At 52.0% G+C, this 24,562-nt stretch carries 29 protein-coding genes and 1 tRNA gene; 19 read left to right on the top strand and 11 right to left on the bottom strand.

The window, feature by feature from the left end:
- Positions 1–15: 15 nt before the first annotated feature.
- Complete coding sequence (locus NM686_RS20730; RefSeq protein WP_255189705.1) at positions 16–1,026, bottom strand: Gfo/Idh/MocA family protein; 1,011 nt, start codon at positions 1,024–1,026, stop codon at positions 16–18.
- Between the two features lie 149 nt (positions 1,027–1,175).
- Here NM686_RS20730 and NM686_RS20725 point away from each other — a divergent pair, with 149 nt between their 5' ends.
- A complete protein-coding gene (locus NM686_RS20725) occupies positions 1,176–1,586 on the top strand; it encodes a hypothetical protein (protein WP_255189704.1) in 411 nt (136 codons plus the stop codon).
- A gap of 239 nt (positions 1,587–1,825) precedes the next feature.
- Here NM686_RS20725 and NM686_RS20720 read toward each other — a convergent pair whose 3' ends face one another.
- Together NM686_RS20720 and NM686_RS20715 are read right to left on the bottom strand one after the other, a co-directional pair.
- A complete protein-coding gene (locus tag NM686_RS20720; RefSeq protein ID WP_255189703.1) occupies positions 1,826–2,539 on the bottom strand; it encodes an SDR family oxidoreductase in 714 nt (237 codons plus the stop codon).
- Positions 2,527–3,519: an SPL family radical SAM protein gene (locus tag NM686_RS20715; RefSeq protein ID WP_269023015.1), complete on the bottom strand. Its 993-nt coding sequence runs from the start codon at positions 3,517–3,519 to the stop codon at positions 2,527–2,529. Before NM686_RS20715 ends, NM686_RS20720 begins: the two co-directional genes overlap by 13 nt.
- Before the next feature lie 153 nt (positions 3,520–3,672).
- Here NM686_RS20715 and ribF point away from each other — a divergent pair, with 153 nt between their 5' ends.
- Both ribF and NM686_RS20705 read left to right on the top strand, forming a co-directional pair.
- On the top strand, positions 3,673–4,614 hold the full coding sequence (gene ribF / locus NM686_RS20710; protein WP_255189701.1) for a bifunctional riboflavin kinase/FAD synthetase: 942 nt from the start codon (positions 3,673–3,675) through the stop codon (positions 4,612–4,614).
- The gene (locus NM686_RS20705; RefSeq protein ID WP_269022022.1) at positions 4,607–4,810 is read left to right on the top strand and encodes a DUF1289 domain-containing protein; all 204 of its coding nucleotides are present in this window, start codon (positions 4,607–4,609) and stop codon (positions 4,808–4,810) included. The genes ribF and NM686_RS20705 overlap by 8 nt, the downstream gene beginning before the upstream one ends.
- On the opposite strand, the gene NM686_RS21860 is transcribed toward NM686_RS20705, so the two are convergent.
- The 4 genes from NM686_RS21860 to NM686_RS21855 all read right to left on the bottom strand — a co-directional run bounded on the left by NM686_RS21860 (position 4,744) and on the right by NM686_RS21855 (position 9,642).
- The gene (locus NM686_RS21860; protein ID WP_255189700.1) at positions 4,744–5,007 is read right to left on the bottom strand and encodes a type I restriction enzyme subunit R domain-containing protein; all 264 of its coding nucleotides are present in this window, start codon (positions 5,005–5,007) and stop codon (positions 4,744–4,746) included. The two genes, NM686_RS20705 and NM686_RS21860, sit on opposite strands and share 67 nt — an antisense overlap.
- 188 nt (positions 5,008–5,195) lie before the next feature.
- Positions 5,196–8,333, bottom strand: coding sequence for a type I restriction endonuclease subunit R (locus NM686_RS20695; protein WP_255189699.1), 3,138 nt, complete (start codon positions 8,331–8,333; stop codon positions 5,196–5,198).
- A 61-nt stretch (positions 8,334–8,394) separates the two neighbouring features.
- Positions 8,395–9,399 (bottom strand): Fic family protein, encoded by a 1,005-nt coding sequence (locus tag NM686_RS20690; RefSeq protein ID WP_255189698.1) that lies wholly within the window; start codon positions 9,397–9,399, stop codon positions 8,395–8,397.
- A gap of 129 nt (positions 9,400–9,528) precedes the next feature.
- A complete protein-coding gene (locus NM686_RS21855; RefSeq protein WP_407942367.1) occupies positions 9,529–9,642 on the bottom strand; it encodes a restriction endonuclease subunit S in 114 nt (37 codons plus the stop codon).
- A gap of 61 nt (positions 9,643–9,703) precedes the next feature.
- Between NM686_RS21855 and NM686_RS20685 the strand changes: the two genes are divergently transcribed.
- Positions 9,704–11,089, top strand: a complete 1,386-nt coding sequence (locus tag NM686_RS20685) for an IS4 family transposase (protein WP_255187523.1) — start codon at positions 9,704–9,706, stop codon at positions 11,087–11,089.
- 101 nt (positions 11,090–11,190) lie between these two features.
- Here the strand turns inward: NM686_RS20685 and NM686_RS20680 are convergent, their stop codons facing one another.
- From NM686_RS20680 to NM686_RS20665, 4 genes are all read right to left on the bottom strand, one after another.
- A complete protein-coding gene (locus NM686_RS20680) occupies positions 11,191–12,561 on the bottom strand; it encodes a restriction endonuclease subunit S (RefSeq protein WP_255189697.1) in 1,371 nt (456 codons plus the stop codon).
- Positions 12,558–13,583, bottom strand: coding sequence for a virulence RhuM family protein (locus NM686_RS20675; RefSeq protein WP_255189696.1), 1,026 nt, complete (start codon positions 13,581–13,583; stop codon positions 12,558–12,560). The genes NM686_RS20680 and NM686_RS20675 overlap by 4 nt, the downstream gene beginning before the upstream one ends.
- Positions 13,580–15,700: a type I restriction-modification system subunit M gene (locus tag NM686_RS20670; protein WP_255189695.1), complete on the bottom strand. Its 2,121-nt coding sequence runs from the start codon at positions 15,698–15,700 to the stop codon at positions 13,580–13,582. Before NM686_RS20670 ends, NM686_RS20675 begins: the two co-directional genes overlap by 4 nt.
- Positions 15,701–15,841: 141 nt before the next feature.
- A tRNA-Ser gene (locus tag NM686_RS20665) sits at positions 15,842–15,918 on the bottom strand.
- Positions 15,919–16,173: 255 nt separating this feature from the next.
- On the opposite strand from NM686_RS20665, the gene NM686_RS20660 reads away from it, so the two are divergent.
- The 15 genes from NM686_RS20660 to NM686_RS20595 all read left to right on the top strand — a co-directional run bounded on the left by NM686_RS20660 (position 16,174) and on the right by NM686_RS20595 (position 24,474).
- Entirely contained in the window at positions 16,174–17,286 is a 1,113-nt protein-coding gene (locus NM686_RS20660) for a tyrosine-type recombinase/integrase (protein ID WP_255189694.1), read from the top strand.
- 20 nt (positions 17,287–17,306) lie between these two features.
- On the top strand, positions 17,307–17,504 hold the full coding sequence (locus tag NM686_RS20655) for a hypothetical protein (protein WP_269022017.1): 198 nt from the start codon (positions 17,307–17,309) through the stop codon (positions 17,502–17,504).
- Positions 17,494–17,895, top strand: coding sequence for a PIN domain-containing protein (locus tag NM686_RS20650; RefSeq protein WP_255189692.1), 402 nt, complete (start codon positions 17,494–17,496; stop codon positions 17,893–17,895). Before NM686_RS20655 ends, NM686_RS20650 begins: the two co-directional genes overlap by 11 nt.
- 40 nt (positions 17,896–17,935) lie before the next feature.
- Complete coding sequence (gene relB, locus NM686_RS20645) at positions 17,936–18,160, top strand: type II toxin-antitoxin system RelB family antitoxin (RefSeq protein WP_255189691.1); 225 nt, start codon at positions 17,936–17,938, stop codon at positions 18,158–18,160.
- Positions 18,144–18,410 carry a type II toxin-antitoxin system RelE family toxin gene (locus NM686_RS20640; RefSeq protein WP_255189690.1) on the top strand — a complete coding sequence of 89 codons (267 nt, stop codon included), beginning with the start codon at positions 18,144–18,146 and terminating at the stop codon, positions 18,408–18,410. The genes relB and NM686_RS20640 overlap by 17 nt, the downstream gene beginning before the upstream one ends.
- The gene (locus NM686_RS20635; protein WP_255189689.1) at positions 18,407–18,955 is read left to right on the top strand and encodes a hypothetical protein; all 549 of its coding nucleotides are present in this window, start codon (positions 18,407–18,409) and stop codon (positions 18,953–18,955) included. The genes NM686_RS20640 and NM686_RS20635 overlap by 4 nt, the downstream gene beginning before the upstream one ends.
- 216 nt (positions 18,956–19,171) lie before the next feature.
- Positions 19,172–19,399 (top strand): hypothetical protein, encoded by a 228-nt coding sequence (locus NM686_RS20630; protein ID WP_255189688.1) that lies wholly within the window; start codon positions 19,172–19,174, stop codon positions 19,397–19,399.
- Between the two features lie 3 nt (positions 19,400–19,402).
- Positions 19,403–19,813, top strand: coding sequence for a hypothetical protein (locus NM686_RS20625; protein ID WP_255189687.1), 411 nt, complete (start codon positions 19,403–19,405; stop codon positions 19,811–19,813).
- Positions 19,803–20,924: an AAA family ATPase gene (locus tag NM686_RS20620; protein WP_255189686.1), complete on the top strand. Its 1,122-nt coding sequence runs from the start codon at positions 19,803–19,805 to the stop codon at positions 20,922–20,924. Before NM686_RS20625 ends, NM686_RS20620 begins: the two co-directional genes overlap by 11 nt.
- Before the next feature lie 356 nt (positions 20,925–21,280).
- Positions 21,281–22,426 carry a DEAD/DEAH box helicase gene (locus tag NM686_RS20615; RefSeq protein WP_255189685.1) on the top strand — a complete coding sequence of 382 codons (1,146 nt, stop codon included), beginning with the start codon at positions 21,281–21,283 and terminating at the stop codon, positions 22,424–22,426.
- A complete protein-coding gene (locus NM686_RS20610; protein WP_255189684.1) occupies positions 22,416–22,853 on the top strand; it encodes a putative PDDEXK endonuclease in 438 nt (145 codons plus the stop codon). Before NM686_RS20615 ends, NM686_RS20610 begins: the two co-directional genes overlap by 11 nt.
- 66 nt (positions 22,854–22,919) lie before the next feature.
- Positions 22,920–23,072, top strand: coding sequence for a hypothetical protein (locus NM686_RS20605; RefSeq protein WP_255189683.1), 153 nt, complete (start codon positions 22,920–22,922; stop codon positions 23,070–23,072).
- Between the two features lie 23 nt (positions 23,073–23,095).
- The gene (locus tag NM686_RS21850) at positions 23,096–23,407 is read left to right on the top strand and encodes an HGGxSTG domain-containing protein (RefSeq protein WP_407942366.1); all 312 of its coding nucleotides are present in this window, start codon (positions 23,096–23,098) and stop codon (positions 23,405–23,407) included.
- A 301-nt stretch (positions 23,408–23,708) separates the two neighbouring features.
- Positions 23,709–24,020, top strand: a complete 312-nt coding sequence (locus tag NM686_RS20600) for a type II toxin-antitoxin system TacA family antitoxin (protein WP_255189681.1) — start codon at positions 23,709–23,711, stop codon at positions 24,018–24,020.
- On the top strand, positions 23,989–24,474 hold the full coding sequence (locus NM686_RS20595; protein WP_255189680.1) for a GNAT family N-acetyltransferase: 486 nt from the start codon (positions 23,989–23,991) through the stop codon (positions 24,472–24,474). The genes NM686_RS20600 and NM686_RS20595 overlap by 32 nt, the downstream gene beginning before the upstream one ends.
- Positions 24,475–24,562 lie beyond the last annotated feature (88 nt).

The raw sequence follows: 24,562 nt of genomic DNA, 5'->3' as shown, positions 1-24,562 counted from the left end.
CTATCGGGTGCGGCGCTAAATTTTCGCCACTTGCCCATTGGCCGCCGACTCCAGCGCCGCAACGATGACGCGGCAATTATCGCGGGCGTCGTCCAGCGACAAGGCCGGTTCCCTATCGTTCAACACGCAATCGCTGAAATGCTCGATTTCCAGTTTGAAGTGATTCGAAGCCGGCATACGCTCCTCGACCTGGCGGCCATCCTCGGTCCACCAGGAAATCACCGGCACATCGCCCGGCAATTGCCAGACCACATGGCATTTCAAGCCCCCTTGCGTGCCGACGATTTCGTATTCGCAACGACGCGCGCGTTCAAAACTGAAATCAAAGTGCGCAAAGCGGCCGTCGCCATAATCCAGGATGCCGCTGGTGGAAATATCGGCACCGCTCTCGACATATTTGGCCATCGCGGTCACGGCCAAGGGCGGCTGCTCGAAAAACATCCGCAAAGAATGGATGGCATAGCAACCGATGTCCCACATCGCGCCGCCGCCGCGTTCGACATGCTCGGCCAATCGATACATCCTGGCCGGACGCATCATGAACGAATAGCTGGCGCGCACCGAGCGCACTTCGCCTATCATGCCGGAGCGCAAAATCTCCATCACTCGGACGTGTTGAGGATGGAAGCGGTACATGAAACCTTCCATCACCTTGACTTTATAACGACGGGCGGCGGTCTCGATCGCGTCTATGTCGGTCACCGTCAAGGCCATCGGTTTTTCGACCAGCACGTGTTTGCGGTGCGCGATGGCTCGCAGTGCCCATTCCGCATGCTCGTGATTGGCCATCGGTAAATAGACGGCTTGCACGTCGGGATTGGTCAACACGGTCTCCAGATCGTCATAGGCGTGAATACCGGGATAGCAGGGGGCGTATTTCCTCAAGGTTTCCGCAGCCGCGCCGGGCCGACGGCTGGCTATCGCCACTAGCTCTGCATTGGATGCTTCGACGATGGCCGGCAGCAAACGTTCATTGACGCGCGCGGCGCCCACTATGCCCCAGCGCAATTTTGCTTGATTACTCATGACAATGTCCTCATGGCTGTTAAATGGATTACCGGTGGGAGTGTGCCGGCTGTGGCCGTTATCCGTCAAACCGAAATTTCGTGGGAATTGCCGCCGGGTCAAAAATAATCGGCTATAGTTAGGCGGAAAAAAACAATAGGAGCGCTAAAATGAACAAAATCGCCCCATTAATCGCCCTCTTTATCTCGGCAATGTTAATCGGCAATCCGGTGCTGGCGAAAGGTAAGGAACAGGCAAAAGGAAAGCAGCACGCCCAAGTGCGCCATGAAAAAGGCAAAGGTCAATACAAGGCAAAACGTCAGACCGAATCACGCTGGGAAAACACCAACAAACAGGCTTTGGAATCCAGCGAGCGAGGCCGGGAGCGGTCCGAAGAGCGTCACGACATGCACGAACCGCAAGGTTATGGAGATCCGCGATATGGCGACCCAAGATATTCCGATCCGCGCTATGGCGATCCCCGTTATGGCTCTCCGCAAAATCCGGTCGACGCGATCATCGACCAAGGCGCCGACAGCCTGAAGTCCGGTGCCCGCAATCTCCTGCCGCCACCTCGCTAATGAAGCGTGGTAAAAGCTGGGCCGGCTTGAATGGAATGACGCGCAACGTTTTGAGTGGAGCCGGTTTTAAAACGGCATTGAGGCCGGAGTGCGGGAAATTATTTTCAACCAAATCCATAGCTTTAACCGAGTGACGCTGGCATTTTTTATTGTTACGCCGCCCACAGGGCGAGGGAGAAAAGAAAGTGCGGAAGTTATTTTGCATGGAATCCTTGACTCAAGCGGGGGCGAATCTCGGGCTACTTTTTGAATTCCACGACCTTGCTGGCCGGGCTCAGGTTGATTTCATCGATGGCGCAATGCAAGCCGGCCTGCAGGATATAAAGAGCGGCATCGGCGATGTCATCGGCCAGCAAAACCTGACCCGGTTGGCTGCCGGGGGCGAAATGCAAGGTTTCAAAAAACGCCGTATCGACCATGCCGGGATTGATCAGGGATACCCTAACCCCGGTTTTGCCGCATTCATCCCGCAGCGCCTGCGTGAAGCCGCGTAGCGCGAATTTGCTGGCGCAATAGATGCTACCGTTGCGGCTGCCTTTCAAAGCCGCTTCCGAGCCGATGTAAAGCAGATTGGCTTGAGTCTTTCGTTTTAACCGGGGCAGTAGCGCGCGGGTCAGGAAAGCCTGGGCCGTGAAATTGACCGTCAGCAGGGTTTCGATCTGCTGATAGGAAAACTGCTCCAAACCGCCGAATTGACCGAAACCGGCGGCGAAGACCACCGCATCCAGCGCGGGAAAATCCTGCTGCAAGCGATTGGCAAACGTAGGTATTTGCCGGGTTTCCGCCAAATCCAGTTCTGCGGCGTGGAAATGGGGATGCGCCGTGGTGAAACGCCGGCTATCGCGCGAGGTGCCGATCACGGTGTGACCGTGCCGCAACAGGCGTTCGGCAATCGCCCGGCCGATGCCGGAGCTGGCGCCCGTCACCAGTACCGTGCGTGTCATAGACTGCATGGGAAAAACTTGGCTGGCGGGATGTATTCCAACAGCATCGCACCACAATTGGCCATCATCGATTGTTCCAGATCGGCTCGATAGGACACCATGCCGGCGGTGGTTTGCAGCGGGCTAGCGAACAGTTTTTCCTCCGGGTACAGCTTGTGGATTTTCTTGAAATATTGTTCCGGCAGACGAAATGCGCCCAGACTGACCGAGTGCAGCGCGTCGGCATCGATGACCGCGAAGACCTGCTCGAACAAGGCTTGATAAAGCCGGCGGTAGTCGTGTTGGTAAATCATCGGATCGAAGCGCAAGCCGATGGGCCAGCCCTGTTGCTGTAACTTGGCGGCGGCTTCGATGCGTTTGGCCACGCTCGGGGCCTTGGCTTCCACTTTGTTGGCTACCGTATCCGGCGACAAGCTGAAGGCGACCACGCAGCGGTCAATTACCTCACGGTGCATCAGGCTTCTGATTTGCGTGCTCTTGGTGCGTAGTTCCAGCCAGGCGTTGGGTAGTTCCGCAAACAATGGCAAAAACGACTCGGCAAAGCCCGTCACCGGCTCGAAGGCCAGGCTGTCGCAGTCGTAGCCGGAAAAAAAATAGACGTCTTCATCGGGCGCTTGTGCGCAGGCTTGGCGGATGTGCTGCTGAAAATCCTCGAAGTTCACGAACAACACGTAATTGGCCGATTGATACATGCCTTGCAAAAAACAATAGCGGCAGTCGTACAGGCAATTCAGCATATGCGAGAAATAATAATTGCGCTGGCCGCCGATGCCGTAGCCAGCCGGCGTCGGTAACACGAATCTTTGGTATTTCTCGGCCAGGATCAACGCCGGTTGCTGCTTTTGCAGGCGAAAATTTTGCGCCTTGGGGTTGAAAACCTCGCCGTAGCGGTCACAGGAAACGATCCTGGCCTCGGGAAAACGCCGCCGGATAGCTTCCACGCGCGGGTGATGCTCGACGGCGGTTTCGATATACAGGGTGTTTATCATCGCAAGGCTGACGGTTGGCGGGAGTTGGGTGGTCATTATAAGGGATGAAGGGTGGGCCAAGATAAACGTCGTCAATGACAGGCGATTCGCTTGCGTCTTGCACGTAAAAAGTCGGTTACTGATAAAATCCACGCTTTTGCTATCGAACCAATCATGCGCTTAATTCGGGGTTTGAATCATCTTGAGCCGTTGCGTAACGGCTGTGTGCTGACCATAGGCAATTTCGACGGCCTGCATCTGGGCCATCAACAAGTGATTGAAAAACTGGCCGAACGTGGCCGGAGTTTGAATTTGCCGGTCGTGGCGATGGTGTTCGAGCCGCAGCCCTTGGAATACTTTCTCGGCGATCATGCGCCGTCCCGCCTGACTCGATTGCGCGAAAAAACCATTCAATTTGCCCGGCTGCCGATTGATGAATTGCTGGTCATGCCGTTCAACCGTACGGTTGCCGACGTCGATGCCGAGCGCTTCATTCGCGATATTCTGATCGGCAAGCTCAACATCAAGCATTTGGTGATCGGCGACGATTTTCATTTTGGCAAGGCCCGGCGCGGTAATTTTGCCTTGTTGCAACATAGAGGTCAGGAATTGGGCTTTACGGTGGAGGCCACGCATTCCTTTGAAATCGGTGGCCTGCGCGTCAGCAGCACGCTGATTCGCGATGCCTTGGGCGAGGGCGATCTGGCCTTGGCCAAAACGCTGTTGGGCCGGGACTATTCGGTATGCGGCCGCGTGGCGCACGGCGATAAAAGAGGGCGGCAACTGGGATTTCCTACCGCTAATTTGGAGATGCTGCGCAAGAACACTCCGCTAGTGGGCGTGTTCGCGGTGACGATGACCGGCCTGGACAACGGCGAAATGCAAGGTGTCGCCAATCTGGGCACTCGGCCCACCGTGGCCGGCGGTGCCAGAGCCGTACTGGAAACGCATCTTTTCAATTTCAATCGGGACATTTACGGCCACTATGTCGAAGTGCATTTCAAGGCCAAATTGCGCGACGAGGTGCGTTTCGATTCCTTGGCGGCGCTGAAAAGTCAAATCAAGCTAGACGTCGAGGCGGCACAGGCCTTTTTTGCCGGAAATAGCCATGGCTGAACCGGAAAAGAATGTGGCGTCGCCCTGTGTGCGTAATTGCTGTTTGAATGACGAGAATATCTGTCTGGGTTGCTTTCGGTCGCTGGAAGAAATTTGCCAATGGTCGCAAGCCGGCGATATTGCGCGGCGTCAAGTTTTGCGTAATGCGGAACAAAGGCGGCGGCAATATGCGAATCGAGCGGTAAGGAATGTGTGAGAAAAAAGCTCGGCAATGGCATAAGCTTTTTTCAATTGCTTATAAACATTGCCATAATCGACAATCAAGCCGTTTTCTTTCTCATCGTCATAGACCCGGTTCGCGCGAGCTATGGCTTGCATCAAGGTATGACCCTTGATGGGTTTATCCAAATACATTGTCGATACACACGGCACATCAAAACCGGTAATCCACATGGCGCAGACTATTACCAAGCGGAAGGGATTGTTTTCATTTTAAATTCGGCCTCCAAGTCACGTTCCACCATCTTTTTCCGGTGTGGCACTATATCCAAGCCTAACCTTGCAAATTTTTTCACCTCATTTTGTTCACTGCTGACCACAACGCAAGCACTCCAAGAAGCGCGCCAATCAGTGAAAGCAAGCTAGACGTTATTGCCGTCATTAATGGATAGGTCTTGAACATTGCGATCCGGTCTAACCCTTGGCTTGAGGAATGCTGTCGAAATAACCTTCGACAACACCGCAAACGCCGCATTCTCAAACGCCTTGTCGTCCATGTAACGAGTGACGATTTTGTCGTTTTCGTGCATGCGTTTGATCATTAAGTCCTCCAACATTTGCCGCAAGCCCAGTTGAAACTTGTCAAACGGATTGGCTTGCCGTAGCTGGATCACCTCGGGTGTATTGGTGGCTTTTTCTTTGATTTGCTCGAAGAATAAGCGGTCTTCTTCGGTAAAGTTCGTGCCAAACCGGTTGTTCAACATCTCGATAATTTCCGATAACGGGGCTTTTTCGTCCTTGGTTTTGCTGGTGCCAACATCGGTCGGGCTTTTTACCGTGTACTCGCCATGCTCATCCGCCAGATCGATTGCGCCGGAAAACACCCGTTGCAGCCGGTAATATTGCAAATCGACTTCGTCGCCCAGCTTGACGTTGGTGTTATCTCTATCCAGCGGCAAATGAGGCAACAACAAGCGGCCAAAGCTATACAGCATTTCCAGATCAGGATCGGCATACGGCATGATCTGACTCAAAAACGCGTACACATTGACATAGCCGCTTAACTTATCGCGAAACACCGAGCGCTGCTCTTCATCGCTTATCGCCTTGAACCGGTCCACTGCCGGTTGTAAATGGCGTTGCAAATGGGCGTGATCAGCCGGATTTTGCTTATTGGGTGATCGGTAGAAAATACGGGCAAACGCTTCCACTTCGTTCCAGTAATAAACCTGCATGCTGTCCAAGTCATGTTTGACCTGTTCCAGCAAAGCCGGGTCGGACGTTTCCTGTAAGCTGGTGGCGTCGTAATAAGGTTTGAATGCGCGGTAAATGTCATCAGCTTCATTGACAAAATCCAGCACGAACGGCGCTTCCTTACCCGGCAGCATGCGATTCAGGCGCGACAAGGTTTGCACCGCCTGCACGCCATCCAGGCGTTTATCGACATACATCGCCATCAACTTCGGCTGATCGAAACCGGTTTGGTACTTGTTAGCCACCAGTAGCACTTGATAATCGGGCGAATTAAAACGCTCCGGCAATTGCTTTTCGCCGATCGCTTTACCGGTCACGCTGTCGGTATTCATGCCTGGTTCAGTGTATTCCTGGCCGCTGTCAGGGTCGAGCACCGTACCGCTAAACGCTACCAAGGCCTGTACATCGTGGTAAGCGTGTTGCTCGATATAGGCCTGAAACGCCTGCATGTATTTGACGGCCTGCAGCCGAGAGCCGGTCACCACCATGGCCTTGGCTTGGCCGCCCAAATGATGCTTAACATGGTTGCGAAAATGCTCGACGATGATTTCGATTTTTTGCGAAATATTGGTGGGATGCAATACCAGGAATTTGGCTAAAGCCCGTGCCGCCTTTTTCTTGGGCAGGTTCGGGTCGTCCTCCATGGCTTTGACCAATTTGAAATAAGTTTTGTAGGTCGTGTAATTCTGCAGCACGTCCAGAATAAAACCTTCCTCGATGGCTTGACGCATGCTGTATAGATGAAAAGGTTCTGGCTTGCCGGTGTGGCCGACACGACCGAACAGCTCCAAGGTCTTGCCCTTCGGAGTGGCGGTGTAGGCAAAAAAACTGATGTTGGGTTGGCGACCACGCGAAGCCATGACTTGATTCAAACGGTCTTCAAAATCGATTTCGTCGTCTTCACCGTTGGCGGCAGTCGCCCCCAAAATCGACTTGAGTTCTCGGGCCGTTTCGCCGGTTTGCGACGAGTGCGCTTCATCGACGATCACCGCGTAACGACGCTTGGCTATCTCTTGCTCCCAGGCTTTGGCCTGCTTTTTGGCCATCTCATCCGCTGCGTCGATATTATCCGCGCCAGCGGCATGCAATAAGCCGCGCAACACAAACGGAAACTTCTGCAAGGTGGTAATCACGATCTTGGTGCCATCAATCAGTGCCGCCGCTAATTGCTTGGAATCCTGATCAATGGCCTTGACCACCCCTTGCGCGTGTTCGATTTGATAAATCGCGTCCTGCAATTGCCTGTCCAGCACTTGCCGGTCGGTAATCACAATCACGCAATCAAACACCTTGTGATCGTTGCCATCATGCAAACTGGCCAAACGATGCGACAACCAAGAAATCGAATTGGTCTTGCCGCTGCCGGCCGAATGCTGGATCAGATAATTCTGACCTGGGCCTTCCAATTGCGCGGCAGATAGCAGTCGCCGGGTGGCATCGAGCTGGTGATAGCGCGGAAAAATCACCGCTTCTTTTTGCAGCAGGCGGCTGCCGCCCTTGCCGTCGTCGACTTTTTCTTCCTTGCGCTCGATGAAAATAAAATTACCGAGAATGTCCAAAAACTGCTCACGTTCCAGCACTTCTTCCCAGAAATAACCACTGCGGTAACCGGACGGATGCTGCGGATTGCCCGCACCGCAAACTACTTCGCCTGGGTGGCTACCGCGATTGAAGGGCAGGAAAAAGGTTTTTTTGCCCGCTAGCCGGGTAGTCATGTGGACTTCGTCCGGGTCGGCGGCAAAATGCACCAGCGCCCGCTGTTTAAACTCAAACAACGGCGCGCGCGGATTGCGGTCGTTGCGGTATTGATTTACTGCGTGCCGCCAGTTTTGCCCAGTCCAAGGGTTTTTCAGCTCGCAGCTTGCCACCGGTAAACCATTAACCGCAAACAACATGTCCAGCGTACTGTGGTCGCCCGGATGGCAAGGCACTTGCCGAGTCACTGTCAGCCGGTTTTGTTGATAATGTTCCAGCACCTCGGCATTCAAACCGTGCGCCGGTTTGAAATAGGCCAGCCGGAAGGTTTTGCCGTAAAACTTGAAGCCGTGTCGCAACACATGCAACGAGCCTTTAATCGCCAGTTCCTTAACCAGCTCTTTGATTAACAGGGCTTGCAGATTAGCGCCATGCTGTTCGTGCATGCTGTCCCAAAGCGGCGTTTGGGTGGCGGCGATAAATTCGAAAATTTGTGAAGGAAATAAAGCCAGTTCCTTATCCCAGTCTTTTACCGAACCCGGTTGCCAGCCTTTGGCCAGCAGCATTTGCTCGACATAGCTTTCGAAGGCTTTTTCGGTGGTTTGGGCCATTCAGATGTCCTTATTGTTTCTTAACTTAATTCCAAGATTAGTTAAGAAAAAGTCATTTTACTTAACTAACGAACAATTTAAGGTAAGGTTCAAACGAAAAAATCCGGCTGCGTTGCTGACCGGTAATCTCTTTCAAATAACCCATGCGTTCCAGTTCCTTGATCAGCGCATTGGCGGTGGGCGTACTCACTGCCAAAAATTTTTCCACTTCGCTCGCCACAATCACCGGCTTGCGGTACAGCAAATTCAGCAATTGCTTCATGTTGACGGCACGTTTACTGCCCAAACCGATCAACTGGTTATCAATTTCGTTGCGGAGCGCCAATATTTGCCGGAATACGTCACGGCCTTTGCTGGCGGTCTGTGCCACGCCGCCCAGGAAAAAGCGAACCCAGTGAATCAAATCGTTGCTCATCCGTACCCGCATCAGGGCGTCGTAATAGCTGGCGCGGTTGCGTTCGAAAAAGTCGGACAAATATAACGAAGGCTTGGCCAGCAGACCATTGTTCACCAAATACAACGGAATCAACAAACGACCGATGCGACCGTTGCCATCCAAAAACGGATGTATGGTCTCGAATTGATAATGGCTGATAGCGATGCGGATCAAATGCGGCACGGTGATGGCTTCGTTGTGCCAGAATTTTTCCAAATCGCCCATCAATTCCGCCACATTATCCGGGTGCGGCGGAATAAACACCGCGTCCATCAAATTCGAACCGCCAATCCAGTTTTGGCTGGAACGAAACTCGCCCGGTTGTTTATGCTCGCCGCGCACGCCCTGCATCAAAATGGCATGGGTGTGCTTGAGTAACCGGTTGGACAACGGTAAGCGGCTCAACTCCTCGATGGCGACATTGACCGCGTCAATGTAATTGCGCACCTCGCGCCAATCGTTGCGCTTTTCCGGTAGGATTTGTTCCTCCGGCATCAAGGCCTCGTCGATGCCGGTCTGTGTACCTTCTATACGGCTGGAGGTTTGCGCCTCCTTGACGACGTGCATTTGAATGAACAGATCGATGTCCGGCACGATCAGCGAAAATGCATTCAGTTCGGCCCAGCGCACGGGTGGCTTGCTCCAGCAAGGTGTTGATGACCGGGTCTTCCCAAATCCACGCGTGATTGACCGGCACCGGTTCGAAGCATTTGTATTGATAGCGCGATTGCCAGGAACCGGCTTTGAAGGTTTCGAACTTCATAGCGCCTCCCGCACATCGATTTTGCCGGTCACGGCGGCGGTGATCAGAGCGCTGCGGTATTCCCGCAAGCGGGTGATGGCGGTTTCCTGGTTCCCACGGTCTCCGCTCATCGTTATACACAAGTCCCTCAAAGACTAAACTACAAGGAGACACAGAAACAGGAGAAAGGCGATGAGCAACTGGGCCGAAGAAGAAGTGCAAACTGCCAATTTGGAAGATCAACGTCTAAACAAGAGATTGGCCTTGCTATTGGAGCAATTGGGCGAGCATCCACAACTCAGTATTCCGGCGGCCTGCGGAGGCTGGAAGGAGACGATGGGAGCCTATCGCTTCTTCAATAACGCTAAGACGACATTCGAGAAGATACTGGCGCCGCATCGAGATGCCACGATCGAGCGCATGAAGAGCAGCCCAATCGTGCTGCTGGCACAGGACACCACCGAGGACGATAAGAATATTTGCTTGGGGCCGAAGGGACTTGGCACAGTGAAAGACGTGGAGAAACACTTGCGCCGCCTGCATCCGACAGTTGCCTTTACGCCATCGCGTATTTGTTTGGGTGTCGTGAAAGCATCGTATTGGCCTCGAGAGATCCCAAGCCAAAGGAGTGAACGACTTCACAAAGGCGTAGACGAAAAAGAGAGTCGCCATTGGCTGGAAAGTTACCAGGACAGTTGCGCTTTACAGGCGCAAATGCCGGACACCCTGCTGATCAATCTTGCCGACAGGGAGGGCGATATTTACGAGTGGTTTGCCGAATACCATGACTACGCACCTGCGGTACGGGCTCAATGGATCGTACGTGCGGCGCAAAACCGAGTGTTGGCTTCGCCGGAGAACGGTACGAAATGCCTGTGGGCCGCCGTGGAGCAAGCTCCTGTATTGGGTTACTCTGAGGTGAACGTCAAACCGCGACCGAACCGCACGGCGCGACTGGCGCATATCACGTTACGCGCCATTACAGTGACCCTCAAACCGCCTAAGCGGATAGGGTATCGGCTACCGGAACTCACCATCAATGCGGTGCTGGCACGCGAAGATGCACCACCGTCTGGCGTGGAACGTTTGGAATGGCTATTGTTGACTAGCTTGCCGATCGATTGTTTCGAACAGGCGGCAACGATCGTCATGTGGTACGCCGTGCGGTGGTGCATTGAAGTGTACTTCCATGTGCTCAAGAGCGGATGCCAGATTAAGCGACTGCATCTGGAAACCGAGGACCGACTGCTACCTTGTTTAGCGTTGTACATGGTTATTGCCTGGCGGGTATTGTTCACGCTGATGTTGGGACGGACTACGCCGGACATGGATTGTGAAATTATCTTCGATCCACAGGAGTGGCGGGCTGCTTACATTGTGGTTAAGCTTTGCCCGCCGCCGCTTACGCCACCTCGCTTGGGCGAAGTGATTCTCTTGGTGGCGAGCTTGGGCGGTTATCTCGGACGCAAGCATGACGGGCCGCCGGGTGCCAAAGCCATGTGGATCGGACTGCAGCGTTTGCGCGATTTTGTCATTGCATTGGAAGCTCAGCAGGTTGTCGCACAGAGATGTGTATAACGATGAGCGGTCTCCGTGGGAATCCATACCGGCATCGAACGACGGTCTGCATTCCCACGCGGGAGCGTGGGAACGAGTGGCGGAGTATATGGCATGCCGATTCATGCCGTCCCTCGCACGTCGATTTTGCCGGTGACGGCGGCGGTGATTAACGTGCTGCGGTATTCCCGCAAGCGGGTGATGGCGGTTTCGACTTTTGCCACCAGCCGGTCGATTTTGGCGGTTTCGCGGTCGAGGTAGGTGGCGATGGCGGTTTGTTCGGCTAATGGTGGCAATGCAACTTTAACTTCTTTTAGCGTTTCTGAGTAAATGACATCAATCGTTGTCGCATTACTTTCGATACGCAGTTGTTCAAGAATTTTTCCGCTTTCTTGTATCAATATCTCAACAAAACGAGCCAAGCAAATTCTTTCATCTAACTGTAAACGCATTAAACAAGGATGGAGAATTCCTTGTTCTGCATCCCTGGGCAATACTGCACATTTTCCAATAGTTCCTCTTGTCGTTACTAGAAGGTCGCCCGCATACACTTCAAATGCCTTGAGTTCTTTAAACTTCTCCTGACTAATATAATTTTCGCCTGCGCTAAAGTCTCTATCAATCACTGAGCGCTGGTTATAAACCTTAATATCGCCTTCTAACATTTCGGCGCTTTGAAGCTGGCTTCCAAATGGTCCTGTTTTTATTGCGCCTTTCTTAGCTTTTAGTAGCTGTTTTATAGACTTTATTTCCCAGCTCTCGGGAACAGATTCCCACCACTCAATTTCCGTTTGCTTAAAGTGAACATGTGACGCTAAGCCAAATTCCCGCGCGGCGTCGGCGGGCAGGCCGCGGGTGACGGTGCGGGAAATCAGCGCGCTGCGTTTTTCCTTGAGCAATTCCATCAGCTTGCGCTTTTTCGCCACCAGCGTATCAATCCGCCCGGTTTCACTATCCAGAAAATTGGCGATGGCGATTTGTTCGGTTTCGGACGGAGCCAGAATCTTTATATCGCCAATTTCACTTGCATTGACTGCCGGATAGCTCACACCGACTGAACGGGATACAACATTTTCTACAAATGAGGATTCTTTGAACGCGTAATTCAAAAATTTGGACTCGATTCGCCGAGGGCGGATAACTGCAAACCCTGTTGAAACGATCAGTGTTTCTTCACTTTGAGGAATCGAAGCAATAGCTCGCAAATAAGTCCGGACAGTAGAAACGATAATATCTCCGGCCTGCACCACTCTTCTTGCGCGGGAGGGCGCATTTTCGAAAGCCATTGATTCGGTGGCGGTTATTCCGTCAACTAAATTGACGCTGCCAATATCAATATAGGAAAACTCAAAATCAGCGTCCGTTGATTCTGGTAAAGCAGAGTCGTTGATCGAAGCAAGATATTTGAGTCGCCTCACCTCCCAATGCTCCGGCACCTCGCCCAACCAAGCCACGCCGCTGTCCTTGTATTGCGGATAAGCCGGATACTTCATTGCCGACCGCCTTTTTCCAGTGCTTGCTCCAGTTGTTCCAAGGCTTTCAAATCTTCAGCATCGGCAGCCGTTGCTTCATCGGCGCGGCGTTTCGCGTCGAAATCGTCGAAGCGCTGTTCGGCGATGGTTTTCATCGCGGCCTTACTGATCGAACCCGCGCCGCGTAAGATGGGCCTGTCGTTAAACTCCAGTAAGCGGTCAACATTGCTGCGCCAGTAATCCAGGGTCAGTTGCTTGCGTTCCTTGACGCGCAATTCGGCCTGCTCCAGGAAGATCACCACCAGGCGGTTCAGCGAGTCGATTTCGTCGGCACTCAAGTAGTTTTTGGCGATAATCACATCCGCTTTGCGCACCCGGCTGCCTTTCCAGGTGGTCAGGTTCATATTGGGCGTGTTGGCATTGGCACGCTGGACGATGATTTCGGCGGCGGTGTGCTGGGTGACGGCATACAGCAATTTGTTTTGCACTTCGGCAAAGAACAATTGCGCGTTTTTTTCATCGTCTTGATAGTCGCTGCTGAGGGCGAACAGATCGCGCACTTTTTGATAAAAGCGTTTTTCCGAGGCGCGAATTTCGCGAATGCGCGCCAGCAGCTCGTCGAAATAATCCCAGCCACCTGGATTTTTCAACCGCTCGTCGTCCATAACAAAGCCTTTGATCAAGTATTCGGATAAATGGCGGCTGGCCCATTGCCGGAATTGCGTTCCTCTTGGCGAGCGAACACGGTAACCGATGGCCAGGATCATCGGCAGGCTGAATAGTTTGGTTTTGTAGTTCTTGCCGTCGGCGGCAGTTGTCAAGGATTCCTTGACAACTAAAGCTTCGACCAACTCGCCGTCTTTAAGAATGTTCTTGATATGCAAGCTGATGTTCTGTTTGGTGGCGGCAAACAGCTCGGCAATTTCCAACTGCGTGAGCCAAACCGAGCCGTCTATGGCCTTGAGGTTGATTTTGGCTTGCCCATCGTCGGTTTGGTAAAGAATGACTTCACCCTGTCCTTGGATTGGTTGCATGTCCGTCATGCAGTGATCTCTTTCAATAAATCGACAATCTCGCCTTCCAGCGCCTTAATTTCGGCTTCGATGCTTTCCAGATCGCGCGGTGGCTCATAGCGGTAGAAATGCCGATTCAGAGGAATTTCATACCCAACTTTGGTTTTACTATGGTCTATCCAAGCATCGGGAACATGCGGTAACACTTCACGCTTAAAATATTCGTCGATGCTTTCCTTAAGCGGGACTGTTTCGGTATCGCGCAAGTCGGTATCCGGCTCCGGATTGCCTTGCCTATTTGTGCAGATGTTTGCTGTTTCGTCACGCTCACTCAACGCCGCCAACACGGCTTTGAGTTCCGGGGCAGACAGGCGCACGTCATGGGCGCGGTCGATGTCGCGCAGTGTTAGCAAGAACTGTTTGCGGTCCAAAAACAGGGTGTCGCCATGCAGCTCAGCAAAAGCGGCAAGTAAATCGCGGATTTGCTGCTGGCGGGCGCGACCGACTTCGATTTCTTTTTGGCGGACGGTTTCGTTCTTTTTACTGCTGCTGGCGAGGTTAATAAACGCGGTTTGCTCTTCCAGGCGGGCGATGCGCTCGGTGCTGGCTTGGAAATTGAGCCTGAGCGGGCGCTCGACGGTGATTTTGTGATACCCAAAGTCTTCGCTATCGAATACTTTGCTGACAACTAGTTCTTTGTCTTTGCCGTCAAATGTAAAGCTACGAGTTTCACCATCGGCAAAGTTGGCGTAGATGCGGGTGATTTCGCCAATATGGTCCGGGTCTTTGGCTTTGTCGCTAGGGTCGCCGATGCTGCGGCGTTTGTTACCCAAAGATTTTTCCATCGGCACCCAGAAATTGCGGGCGTCGATCAATTGCACTTTGCCTTTGCGCTGTGGTTCCTTACGGTTGCTGATGATCCAGATGTACGTGGAAATGCCGGTGTTATAAAACAGTTGCTCCGGCAAGGCGACAATCGCCTCCAGCCAGTCGTTCTCGATAATCCAGCGGCGGATTTCGCTCTCGCCGCTGCCAGCATCGCCGGTAAATAAAGGCGAGCCGTTGAAAACGATGCCGATACGGCTGCCACCAGCCGCGATAGAGCGCATTTTGGCAATCATGTGTTGCAGGAACAGAAATGCACCGTCGTTGATGCGCGGCGTACCGGCACCAAAGCGACCAGCAAATCCCAAGGTATCGGCTTCTTGTTGAATGTATTTCTGTTGCTGTTTCCATTCCACGCCGAAAGGTGGGTTGGCCAGCATGTAATCAAACGTCCATTTGTTATTGTCGCTGTCGCGATCAAAGCCGTCGCGTGTAAAGGTGTCACCGAGAATGACGTTGTCGGCGTCTTCGCCTTTGATCAGCATATCCGACTTACAGACCGCCCAAGCCTCGTCGTTAAAATCCTGGCCGTATAGTTTTGGCTGGGCATCGGCATTGAGCTTGCGGATGTATTCTTCTGCCACCGATAGCATGCCGCCAGTGCCACAAGCCGGATCATAAATGGTTTTGACGACATGGCTTTGTGCTAAATCCTGTTCCGGCACCAATAATAGATTGACCATCAGTTTGATGACTTCGCGCGGGGTGAAATGCTCGCCGGCTTCCTCGTTCGATTGCTCGGCGCCGATACGGATGAGTTCTTCAAAGACATAGCCCATTTGCACGTTATCGACCCGTTGTGGTGACAGGTCGATGGAAGCAAAAGCCTTGACCACTTCGAACAGGATGTTCTTTTCCGCCATGTGGGTGATTTGCTCGCGGAACTTGAATTTCTCCATGATGGCGCGGACATTTGGAGAAAAGCCGTTGATGTAGCTGTTTAGATTGGGCGCCAGATTGTTCGGATCGTTGAGCAGGGAATGATCGGCGTTTTTATCGAACTGCATCCGCGACAAATTGTAGAAGCGGTGGCCGGTAATAGATTGCAGTCTGGCCTGGATGACCCGTTCCGGCTTGGTTTTGAGGGTTTGAAATTCCTCAAATGCCGCATTTTTTGTGGGTGCGAGTAAACAATCGAAACGCCGCAACACGGTGAGGGGTAGAATGACTTTGCGGTATTCGTTACGCTTGTAAGGACCCCGCAGCAGATTGCAAATGCTCCAAATAAAATTGGCTAGTTGGCTGTGAGTTTCGCCGTTCATTGTGATTCTTTCGGTGATTGTTTGGCGTGCCGATGTGTCAGTTAGTACATTTGACAAACGCTTTTCATGTTTTGCCGCCAGTGTATAAACCGCGACCAAAGCCGGCAAAATAGGCTAATGAACGGGTTTTGGCAAATCAAATGGTGCCGGCAATAGGAATCGAACCTACGACCTTCGCGTTACGAGTGCGAGTAAGCCAAAAATCCACAATAAACGGCAGCAATAAATAACAAATAAAATCAATTCATTAATGCTTATTTGTTGTTGAGCTGTTTTGTGGGTTGCTTTGTTTTTTTGTGGTTTAGTGTCCCATGAGTGTCCCACGGTGATATACTCAAAGCCCACAAACAAAGCGGGCCTGACAGGTGCAGCGAACACCAATCAAGCCCATGACCACAACTTAACAAGCAGGGTTAAGCAATGGCTGAAAGCATCATATCAAAAAAGCCGATTGCTATCCCAAGAGGGCAATCATGGCAACCATCGAAAAACGTACAGACCAAAACGGCGCAACATCCTACCGCGTAAAAATCCGGCTCAAAGGCTACCCTACCGAAACCGCCACGTTTGACCGGCTAACTGATGCCAAGAAATGGGCGCAACTGACCGAGGCGGCGATTAAAGAAGGCCGCCACTTCAAAACTACCGAAGCCAAAAAACATACTTTTGCCGATGCAATTGACCGTTATAGTGCGGATGTTTTGCCGATACGGTTCAATAGTACCGAGCAACGAAACCGCCTGCCTATGCTGGAATGGTGGAAGGCTCAAATAGGTCATTGCGTAATGGCCGACCTAACCACGGCGAACTTTGCCCAAGCCCGCGATAGCTTGGCTAAATCGGGGCGCAAGGGGAAGCCGCTATCCCCGGCCACCATCAATAAATACTTTGTCGTCGCCAAGGACATTCTAAAGCGTTGCGTCAATGAGTGGCATTGGTTGGAGCAGTCACCACTGAGAGATGGTCGCGTGGAATTGCCGGAATTGCCGCGCGGTATCGTTCGTTTTCTGGATGATGAAGAGCTGGCGCGTTTAACAAAGGCTTGCAAGGAATCCCCAAACCAATTGCTTTATCCGGCCTTCATTCTGGCGATTTCAACCGGAATGCGACAAAGCGAAACCATGAACCTATATTGGCGGGAACCGGAAACGCCACCGACCGAAACCGCGTGGGGCGTGGTCAATCTGGCGGAATCTTGCATCATCCTACACGAAACCAAAAACGGCGACCGGCGCCGAGTACCCTTAACCAGTCTTGCCTTGGTTGAACTGCAAAAACTCGCCAAGGTGCGGCGACTGGATACTACCCTTGTCTTTCCAAGCCCCACGCATCCCCATAAGCCCATCGAGCTAAAGAAAGCCTGGGCAAACGCACTCAAGGCGGCTGAGGTGAATAACTTTCGCTGGCACGACTTGAGACATTGCACCGCGTCCTATTTGGCAATGGGCGGTGCGTCTATGGTCGAAATCGCTGCGGTGTTGGGCCATAAAACCTTAGACATGGTAAAGCGGTATAGCCACTTATCAGACGGCCATATTGCAAACGTGGTCGAACGCATGAATAACCGCCTATTCGGCACCAATTAATGAACCACAGAGAAACCATTATGACCATCGCCGAAAAAGTATTCGATGCAGTAAAAGATTTATCCGACCAACAAGCCGCCGAGGTGCTGGACTTTGTCGAGCATTTAAAAGCCAAGCAGGCCGACGAGCGGCGAAAGCAGCTTGATGAGTTTTTCAAGCCTTACCAGACCGATCTAAGCGGCTTCAAGTTTGACCGGGACGAAGCCAATGCCCGGTAAGTTTGTCGATACCAACATCGTCATTTACAGCCTTGGCAAGGATGAAGCCAAGCGAGGTGCAGCGATAATGATTTTGGCTGATAGGCCGGTCATGTCCGTTCAAGTATTGAGCGAAACCGCCAACACCATGCGCCGTAAATTGGGCTTTGATGCCAGCGCCGTTATCAGTGTGGTGGACAAGCTAAGTCAAATCTGTTGCCGGTTGCAGCCGTTGACGCTAGACACCCTGTGTGGAGGACTTGGTATTGCCCAGCGTTACGGCTTCTCACATTACGACAGCCTGATTGTGGCAGCCGCCTTGCAGGCTGATTGCACGGTTTTATATTCCGAGGATTTGCAGCACAGCCAAGTGATTGACGGCAAGTTGAAAATCATCAATCCGTTTTTGTGATGGCAATAGTCTTCAACGATCAACCCAAAGGAATCAAGCCATGATGACCTTAGAACTAGACGACGAAACCGCCAAAGTATTAAACGCATTGGCAACCGAACAGCACCTGAGCCCCACGCAGCTGGTCAAGGCAGCTCTCTTTGAATATCTGGAAGATTGCCAGGATGCCAAACTCGCCGAAGCCGCCTACCAGAGTTACCTGGATGGCGGCAAGGTGTCTCATAGCCTCGGCGATGTGGTGAAGAGCCTTGGCCTGGACAGTTAAGTTATCCGACGACGCCAAGCGCGACTTGCAAAAACTGGATAAGCCGATACAAAAGCGCATCGCAGCGTTTCTGCAAGAGCGCATTCAAGCCGCCGAAAACCCACGCGCCAGCGGTAAAGCTTTGCAGGGCAATCTATCCGGCCTATGGCGCTATCGTGTGGGCGATTACCGGTTGTTGTGTCGGTTTGAAGATGAAGAGTTGGTTGTTTTGGTGATCGAAATCGGCCACAGGCGGGAGATTTATCGATGAAAGATAAGCTGTTTGAGCTTGATGATGTGCTGGAAGCGCTTGGCTTGGAAAAACGTAGCGATTTTTGGTGGCGTGACCTTTGCAAAAAAATCACTCGCAAAGGTTTTTTCCCGAAATACCTTAATGAGCGCGACGAGGACTTGTTATCCGACGGGCCTGAGCTTGATGAAATGCGCAAGCTGTTGAAGAACTTGAAACTCGAATTACCATGTACTCGCGAACAGTTGATTGATTGGGCAGAGCGCTGTGGCTTTGATGACGTCTTACCGGAAGAGTTTTTTGAAGAAGCCGAAGTGGGTGAAACCGTTAGCCAGTCTGAGTATGAGCAGAGGCTAAAGGTGCTTGAGCAATGGCTCATTCATAACGATTACGCCATTGGCTGCAAACTGCCAAAACATTTCACGGTCCGCAAGATGTATGACGAGTTGGGGCAGGCGAATGGAAATCTGTTTCTCTCGCTTAATTTTGGGTCATTCGAGCGCCACTTTTGGAAAAAGCAGAAGTTATGCTCACTGACACGAGGGCGGAAAGACACCGTAACTTAAAAAGCAAAGGGCCGAAAGGCCCTTTTTTTCGCCCGAGGGAAAACAGCAAAGCCCCCCCGGCTGTCGCGGTTTTGAAATGGTGATATTAAAAGAATGTCCCGGTTTTGTCTCTATTTGCCCCGTTTTGTATTGTAAATCATACATTTATCATCGCACCCAAGTTATTGGCAAATGCTGGTAACAAAATTTGTTAAGCAGCGAATCGGGATAAAAATCATGACTCCAGTACAAAACGAAGCCGCGCAAGCGGTCATCATCTACTTAACCGTCAATCAGTTTGCTGACAAGCATCCAGCTTTTACCAAGGGAGGGTTGCGTGCGCTGATTTTCAATGAGCAAAGCAACGGCCTCGCGAAATCCGGTGCCATCGTCCGGCTTGGGCGCAAGGTGCTAATCGATGAGAGGAGATTTTTTGCATGGGTTGCGTCTCAAAAGGCAGCGTAGGTCATGGCCAAGAAAAAACTTCCGCCCTTCGGAAAACTGCTTGCAGATCGGCAACGCTTTAAAAACCCGCCCTGGTTGGTGGTGGTGTGCGTTGGCGGCGATGCCTGGAACAGTGCCAAAGCCCGAAATCAGCGCGGCGATTCTGTCGCGTTGGTGTTGCCACCTGATGCTGATTTGGTGGCGCTGTCTTGGCCTGTCAAAGATTGCATGGTCGTGATCGAGTGGACGCAACCAGCCCCGGAACAAATGGTGGTCGAACTGGCAAAGGCATTACTGAAAGCCGGCGCTGAGTCGGTGACTATCTGGCCGCGTTGGGTGGATTACTCGAACCCGCATCTTGAATGGCCGAAAGATCAGCCGTCGATTAAAACCTATCGCGTGAATCGTGCGCGGGAGGTGGCTAATGCTGCCTGATGTGATCGACTTAAGCGGCCCATACCCGGCACAGTCTGAACCGCCAAAACCATTTCCATTTACCAGCGCGGCAGAACTTACCGCCAAACCCATCAGCATTCAATGGTTGTTGGCTGGCATTCTTGAGCGCGGTTCTCTGAATTTGCTATTCGGTGAGCCAGCAGCCGGTAAATCGTTGTTTGCCCTGGATTGGGCGTTCTGTCTGGCGCATGGGATCCACTGGCAAGGCTGCCCAACCGAACAAACTGACGTTGTTGTCATTGCTGGCGAAGGCTTTGCAGGAATGGCGCGGCGGTTAATGGCGCTAGAGTCGAAATACGGCAGGCCGTCACCTGATCGGCTGTTTGTCAGTGAGCGACCTGCCGACTTGATCGACGAAAATAACGCGCAATGGGTGGCGGACTCCATCACGGCACTTTGCCCAAATCCGGGCCTAATCATCATCGACACGCTACACCGCAACATGACCGGCGATGAGAACAGCAGTTCTGACATTGGGCAATTTGTCGCCAATATCGACAATCATCTGAAACCCTTGGGCGCGGCGGTTTTGATCGTGCATCACTCAGGCCACGGAACATCCCAGCGCAGCCGTGGCAGCTCATCAATCAGAGCGGCAATGGATGGCGAATTTTCAGCCACTAAAGATGGCTTGAATGTTGTTCTGTCCTGTACCAAAGCCAAGGATTTTGAAGCCTTCAAGCCGCAACAATTCAGCCTTATGTCGATTGATCTGCCATGGCTGGATGATGACGGCGAACCGCTGAGATCGGTTTATCTACAGCATGCCGGCAATGCGAAGTCAACCACCAACAAGCGCAAATTATCGGCGCGTGACGAAGCCATATTGACGGCACTATCTGAGGCTATCGATAAGCATGGTGTTGAACCATCGGCAGAAATCCGCGAGAAGTTTGCAGGCTTTGATAAGTGGTCGTCCGCCAAGGTTGTGCATGTCGATCATTGGCGGGATCGATCCTATAAGGTGATTGTCACCGATAAAGATACCGTCGACTCCAAGCGCATGGCATTCAAGCGAGCAAGGGACAAGCTTTTTAACCATGGGGCTACCGCTGAATATGACGGCTATGCATGGCGAATATACGAATGATTATTTTCGAACAACCGAACAGTTCCGAACAAATCAAAACAGCGTTCAGGGTGTTCGGAACGAACGAACACGAACACACCCCTTTAGGGGTGTTCGGTGTTGTTCGTACACCGTTTGCCCGCTGCTCGATGTTCACTGTTTCCAGAATTTAAGAGTAAAAAATGAAAATCACCCTAACCCACCAAGCCAGAATCGAGGCTTCGGAATCGATCATTAACCAGATCGAAAAACGCTGTACTTTTTCTAGTCCGAAATTTGCCGAGGCACTCAAGCAGAGCAGATCGACGCGCGGCATTGAGCGAATAATCAATTTATCCAAACGAAACGACGACGGCTTGAATGTTCCCGTCGGCCTATTGCCGGAACTGTTCACAGCTGGCGCTGTGATCGATGACCAACGGCGCACGGTAGCAGCTCAGATAAGCTTTACCGGGCAATTGCGGGACTATCAGCAACGCTTTGTCAGTAATGCCATGCAAGCAGGTGGTGGCGTGATGGTGGCGGCTACTGGCAGCGGTAAAACGGTGTCAGGTATTGCCCTTGCGGCTCAGTTGCAGCAGCGTTGCCTTATCCTGGTCAAGTCCAAAGACTTGGCTGAACAATGGCGGGCAGCAATTGAACAGTTCACAGGCCTGAATGCTGGCCTGATTGGCAGTGGAAAAGATACAGAGGGCGAACAGTTTACCATTGCCACCGTGCAAACCTTGGTTAAGCGTGATCTATCCCGACTGAATTACGGCATGGCCATAGCGGATGAATGCCACAACGCGCCAGCAAGCCAATTTTACCAAGTCATCAACGGGTTAAATTGTCGTTATAAATTCGGCCTGTCTGCCACTCCACAACGGCGTGATGGTTTGGAAATGATGATACACGCCGCACTTGGCCCCATCGTGGCGGAAATCAAGCCCAGTGAAGTTGAAGGCGCTGTTTTGCCGGTCGTTGTGTCCGTTTTGCATTATCAGTTACAAGGCAACCCGCAGAGCTGGCAACAGTTCAACAAGCTGTTGGCGGAAGATAACCATCGAAATCAGTTAATCGTCAATCGAGCCATTCGCGCGAGTCTCACCACTGGCACGGCAATATTAACCAGCACTATCGAACATGCCGAACGCTTGCACCAGATCATTAACCAGCATGGCCGCGAGTCGTTACTATTGCATGGACAATTGCCGGCCAAAGTCAGAGCCGAGCGCATGGCAGCGGCGGCCAATTATCCAATCATCGTGGGTACGTTGTCGCTATTGTCTGAAGGTATCGACTGGCCTCATGTGGGCGCGGTGGTGTTCGCGGCACCTGTAAGCGCGGAGGTTAAGCGAGAAGCGCCAGCAGCAACCAGATTGCTTCAATCAATCGGACGTGCAAGGCGGCCATTTCCAGGCAAGAAATGCGCATATGTTTTAGACATAGTTGATAAGTGCGCATTCGGATTTTCAGCCGCTAGAAAGCGAGGTGTTATTTATCGTAAAAACGGCTTTGAGGTTCGTAATCATGGCAATTAATAGTCGAGCTAAAGGTGCATCAGCAGAGCGAGAGTTTGCCGGGTTGATTCATGATTGGGCTGGCGTTCGCTTAATCCGCAACCTGGAGCAAACCCGCAGCGGCGGCCATGATTTGATTGTTCATCCTGATGAAGTGGGCAGCGTAGCGGATTCTTTCAGATTATTGGCCATTGAAAGCAAACGCTACCAGACCGCCACCGATGCGCAGATTCAAAAATGGTGGGATCAGGCAGTCACACAGGCCGGTCAAGCCGGATTGACGCCAGTATTAGCCTACCGTGCCAATCGCTTACCCTGGCGCGTGGTTGTGCCGATTTTGCTTATCAATCCACAGCACCGCCAATCCTTCCAGCTCAATTACGCGGCAACCCTTACGATTGAGGGCTTTTGTCATGTGGTAACTAACAGTGTGGCGGGGGTGACATAAACAGTTAATAGCAAGGGGTTATTAAAATAATCGAAAATTCATTAAATCTTTAAAGAGGCTTTAAAAATGACATTGAACAGTGCAGAGCAACGCGAGCATACGCAGTTGCAACAACAAATTGCCGCATATCGGAAACGGCACGACCAATTTGCTGAAGTCATCGCGAATGCCGCCACGCTGGGCAAGGTTTCCAGAGCACAGCCTGCCGCCAACATCTAAAGTAGGTGAAAGCAGATTCAACCATGAGTACATCAAGCCAACGTAAACGCTTAAAATCCTATTTCCGGCAATGTGACGCTATCAGAGATGCATGGGAACAAGGTAATGACCGTATGCCGCCACGCTACCCTGCTTTCCCGGATGATTTGCGTGGCCTGCAATGCGGCGCCAAAACTACGCGAGCTGGAACGCCTTGCAAAAGCACGGCGATTTATCGAAACGGGCGTTGTCTATTTCATGGGGGGTGCAGTACAGGGCCGACGTCCCTGGCTGGCAAAGCGCGGGCAGCGATGAACGGTCATTGCCCGAAGAAAAAGCGAACTCATGAAGGGTGATAAAACCTGATTTTTCGACCAGGTTTCCGCGCGGCAAAGTGTGATTATTTGCCATGAGAAAAGTGGAGTCATGCGACTACACAAAACGCCAGATAGAGTGGGTTTTGCAATCCAGGTGCTGTGAACATGCGAAGCCATGTAATACTGAAAAATACCTACAGCGCCCGGCCTCGTTAAGCGTCAGAGTGCAAACCGAGGTTTGCACCTCAGAAGGGATTAGCTGAACACTATTCTATATGGCGTCATTATGGCGACAGTGCTACACTAAACAGAATATTCCATTTGATCGCAGGTAAACACTATGGAAACTGTCACAGCCAAGCAAGACCGCATCGGCGCACGCGTCCCGCATGAGGTTTACGAAACATTGTGCCGTGCTGCCGAACTGACCGGCGCCACGGTCAATCAGTTTTTAGTGCAGTCGGCCTTAAAAGAAGCCCAGGCCGTTATCGAGCGTGAAGAAGTGATTCGTTTATCTCCTCGCGACTGGAATTGGTTGCTTGATCTGATGGAAAACCCGCCGCAACCCAACGCCAAGTTGCAGGCCGCTATGAAGCACTACCAGGACGCGAAGCAAAACAATGCAGATAATACCTTTAACTGGGGACCATGATCGGCAACGGTTTGATTGCGGCCGTGAAGAACTGAATGACTGGTTGCGAAAGGTTGCTCGCCAGCATCAGGACAAAGGACTGTCGAAAACCTTTGTGGCTATCGACGAAGCCAAGCCCACTCAAATTTGCGCCTATTACGCACTCACGCTAGCTGAACTCGAAAATCGCCATCTGCCGGATGCGTGGCGCAAAAAACTGCCTCGCCGCATACCCGGGGTTAGACTAGGTCGGTTGGCCGTCGAGCAGGCGTTCCAAAATAAGCGACTCGGCGAGTTACTGCTGATTGACGCCTTGATGCGTGCGCGGCGCATTCACACCGAGGCGGGTGGCATTGGTTTGTTTGTCGACGCCATTGATGAACCAGCGGCTGGTTACTATCGGCGTTTTGGCTTTGAAGCTTCGCCGGATAATCCGCTGTTGCTATTCTTATCTTCCACAGCAATTGGCTCGTAAAAAAGGGATGCCACAATGATTTCTAGCCGCACAGGCCGGACCTTAAAGTGTTCACCAGTGAATGCGTATTTCCTTTCATGCCATCGTT

The organism is Methylomonas rapida (assembly GCF_024360925.2).
Classification (GTDB): Bacteria; Pseudomonadota; Gammaproteobacteria; order Methylococcales; family Methylomonadaceae; genus Methylomonas; species Methylomonas rapida.
The sequence above is the reverse complement of the archived record's forward strand: the minus strand, read 5'-3'. Positions and strand labels throughout refer to the sequence as shown.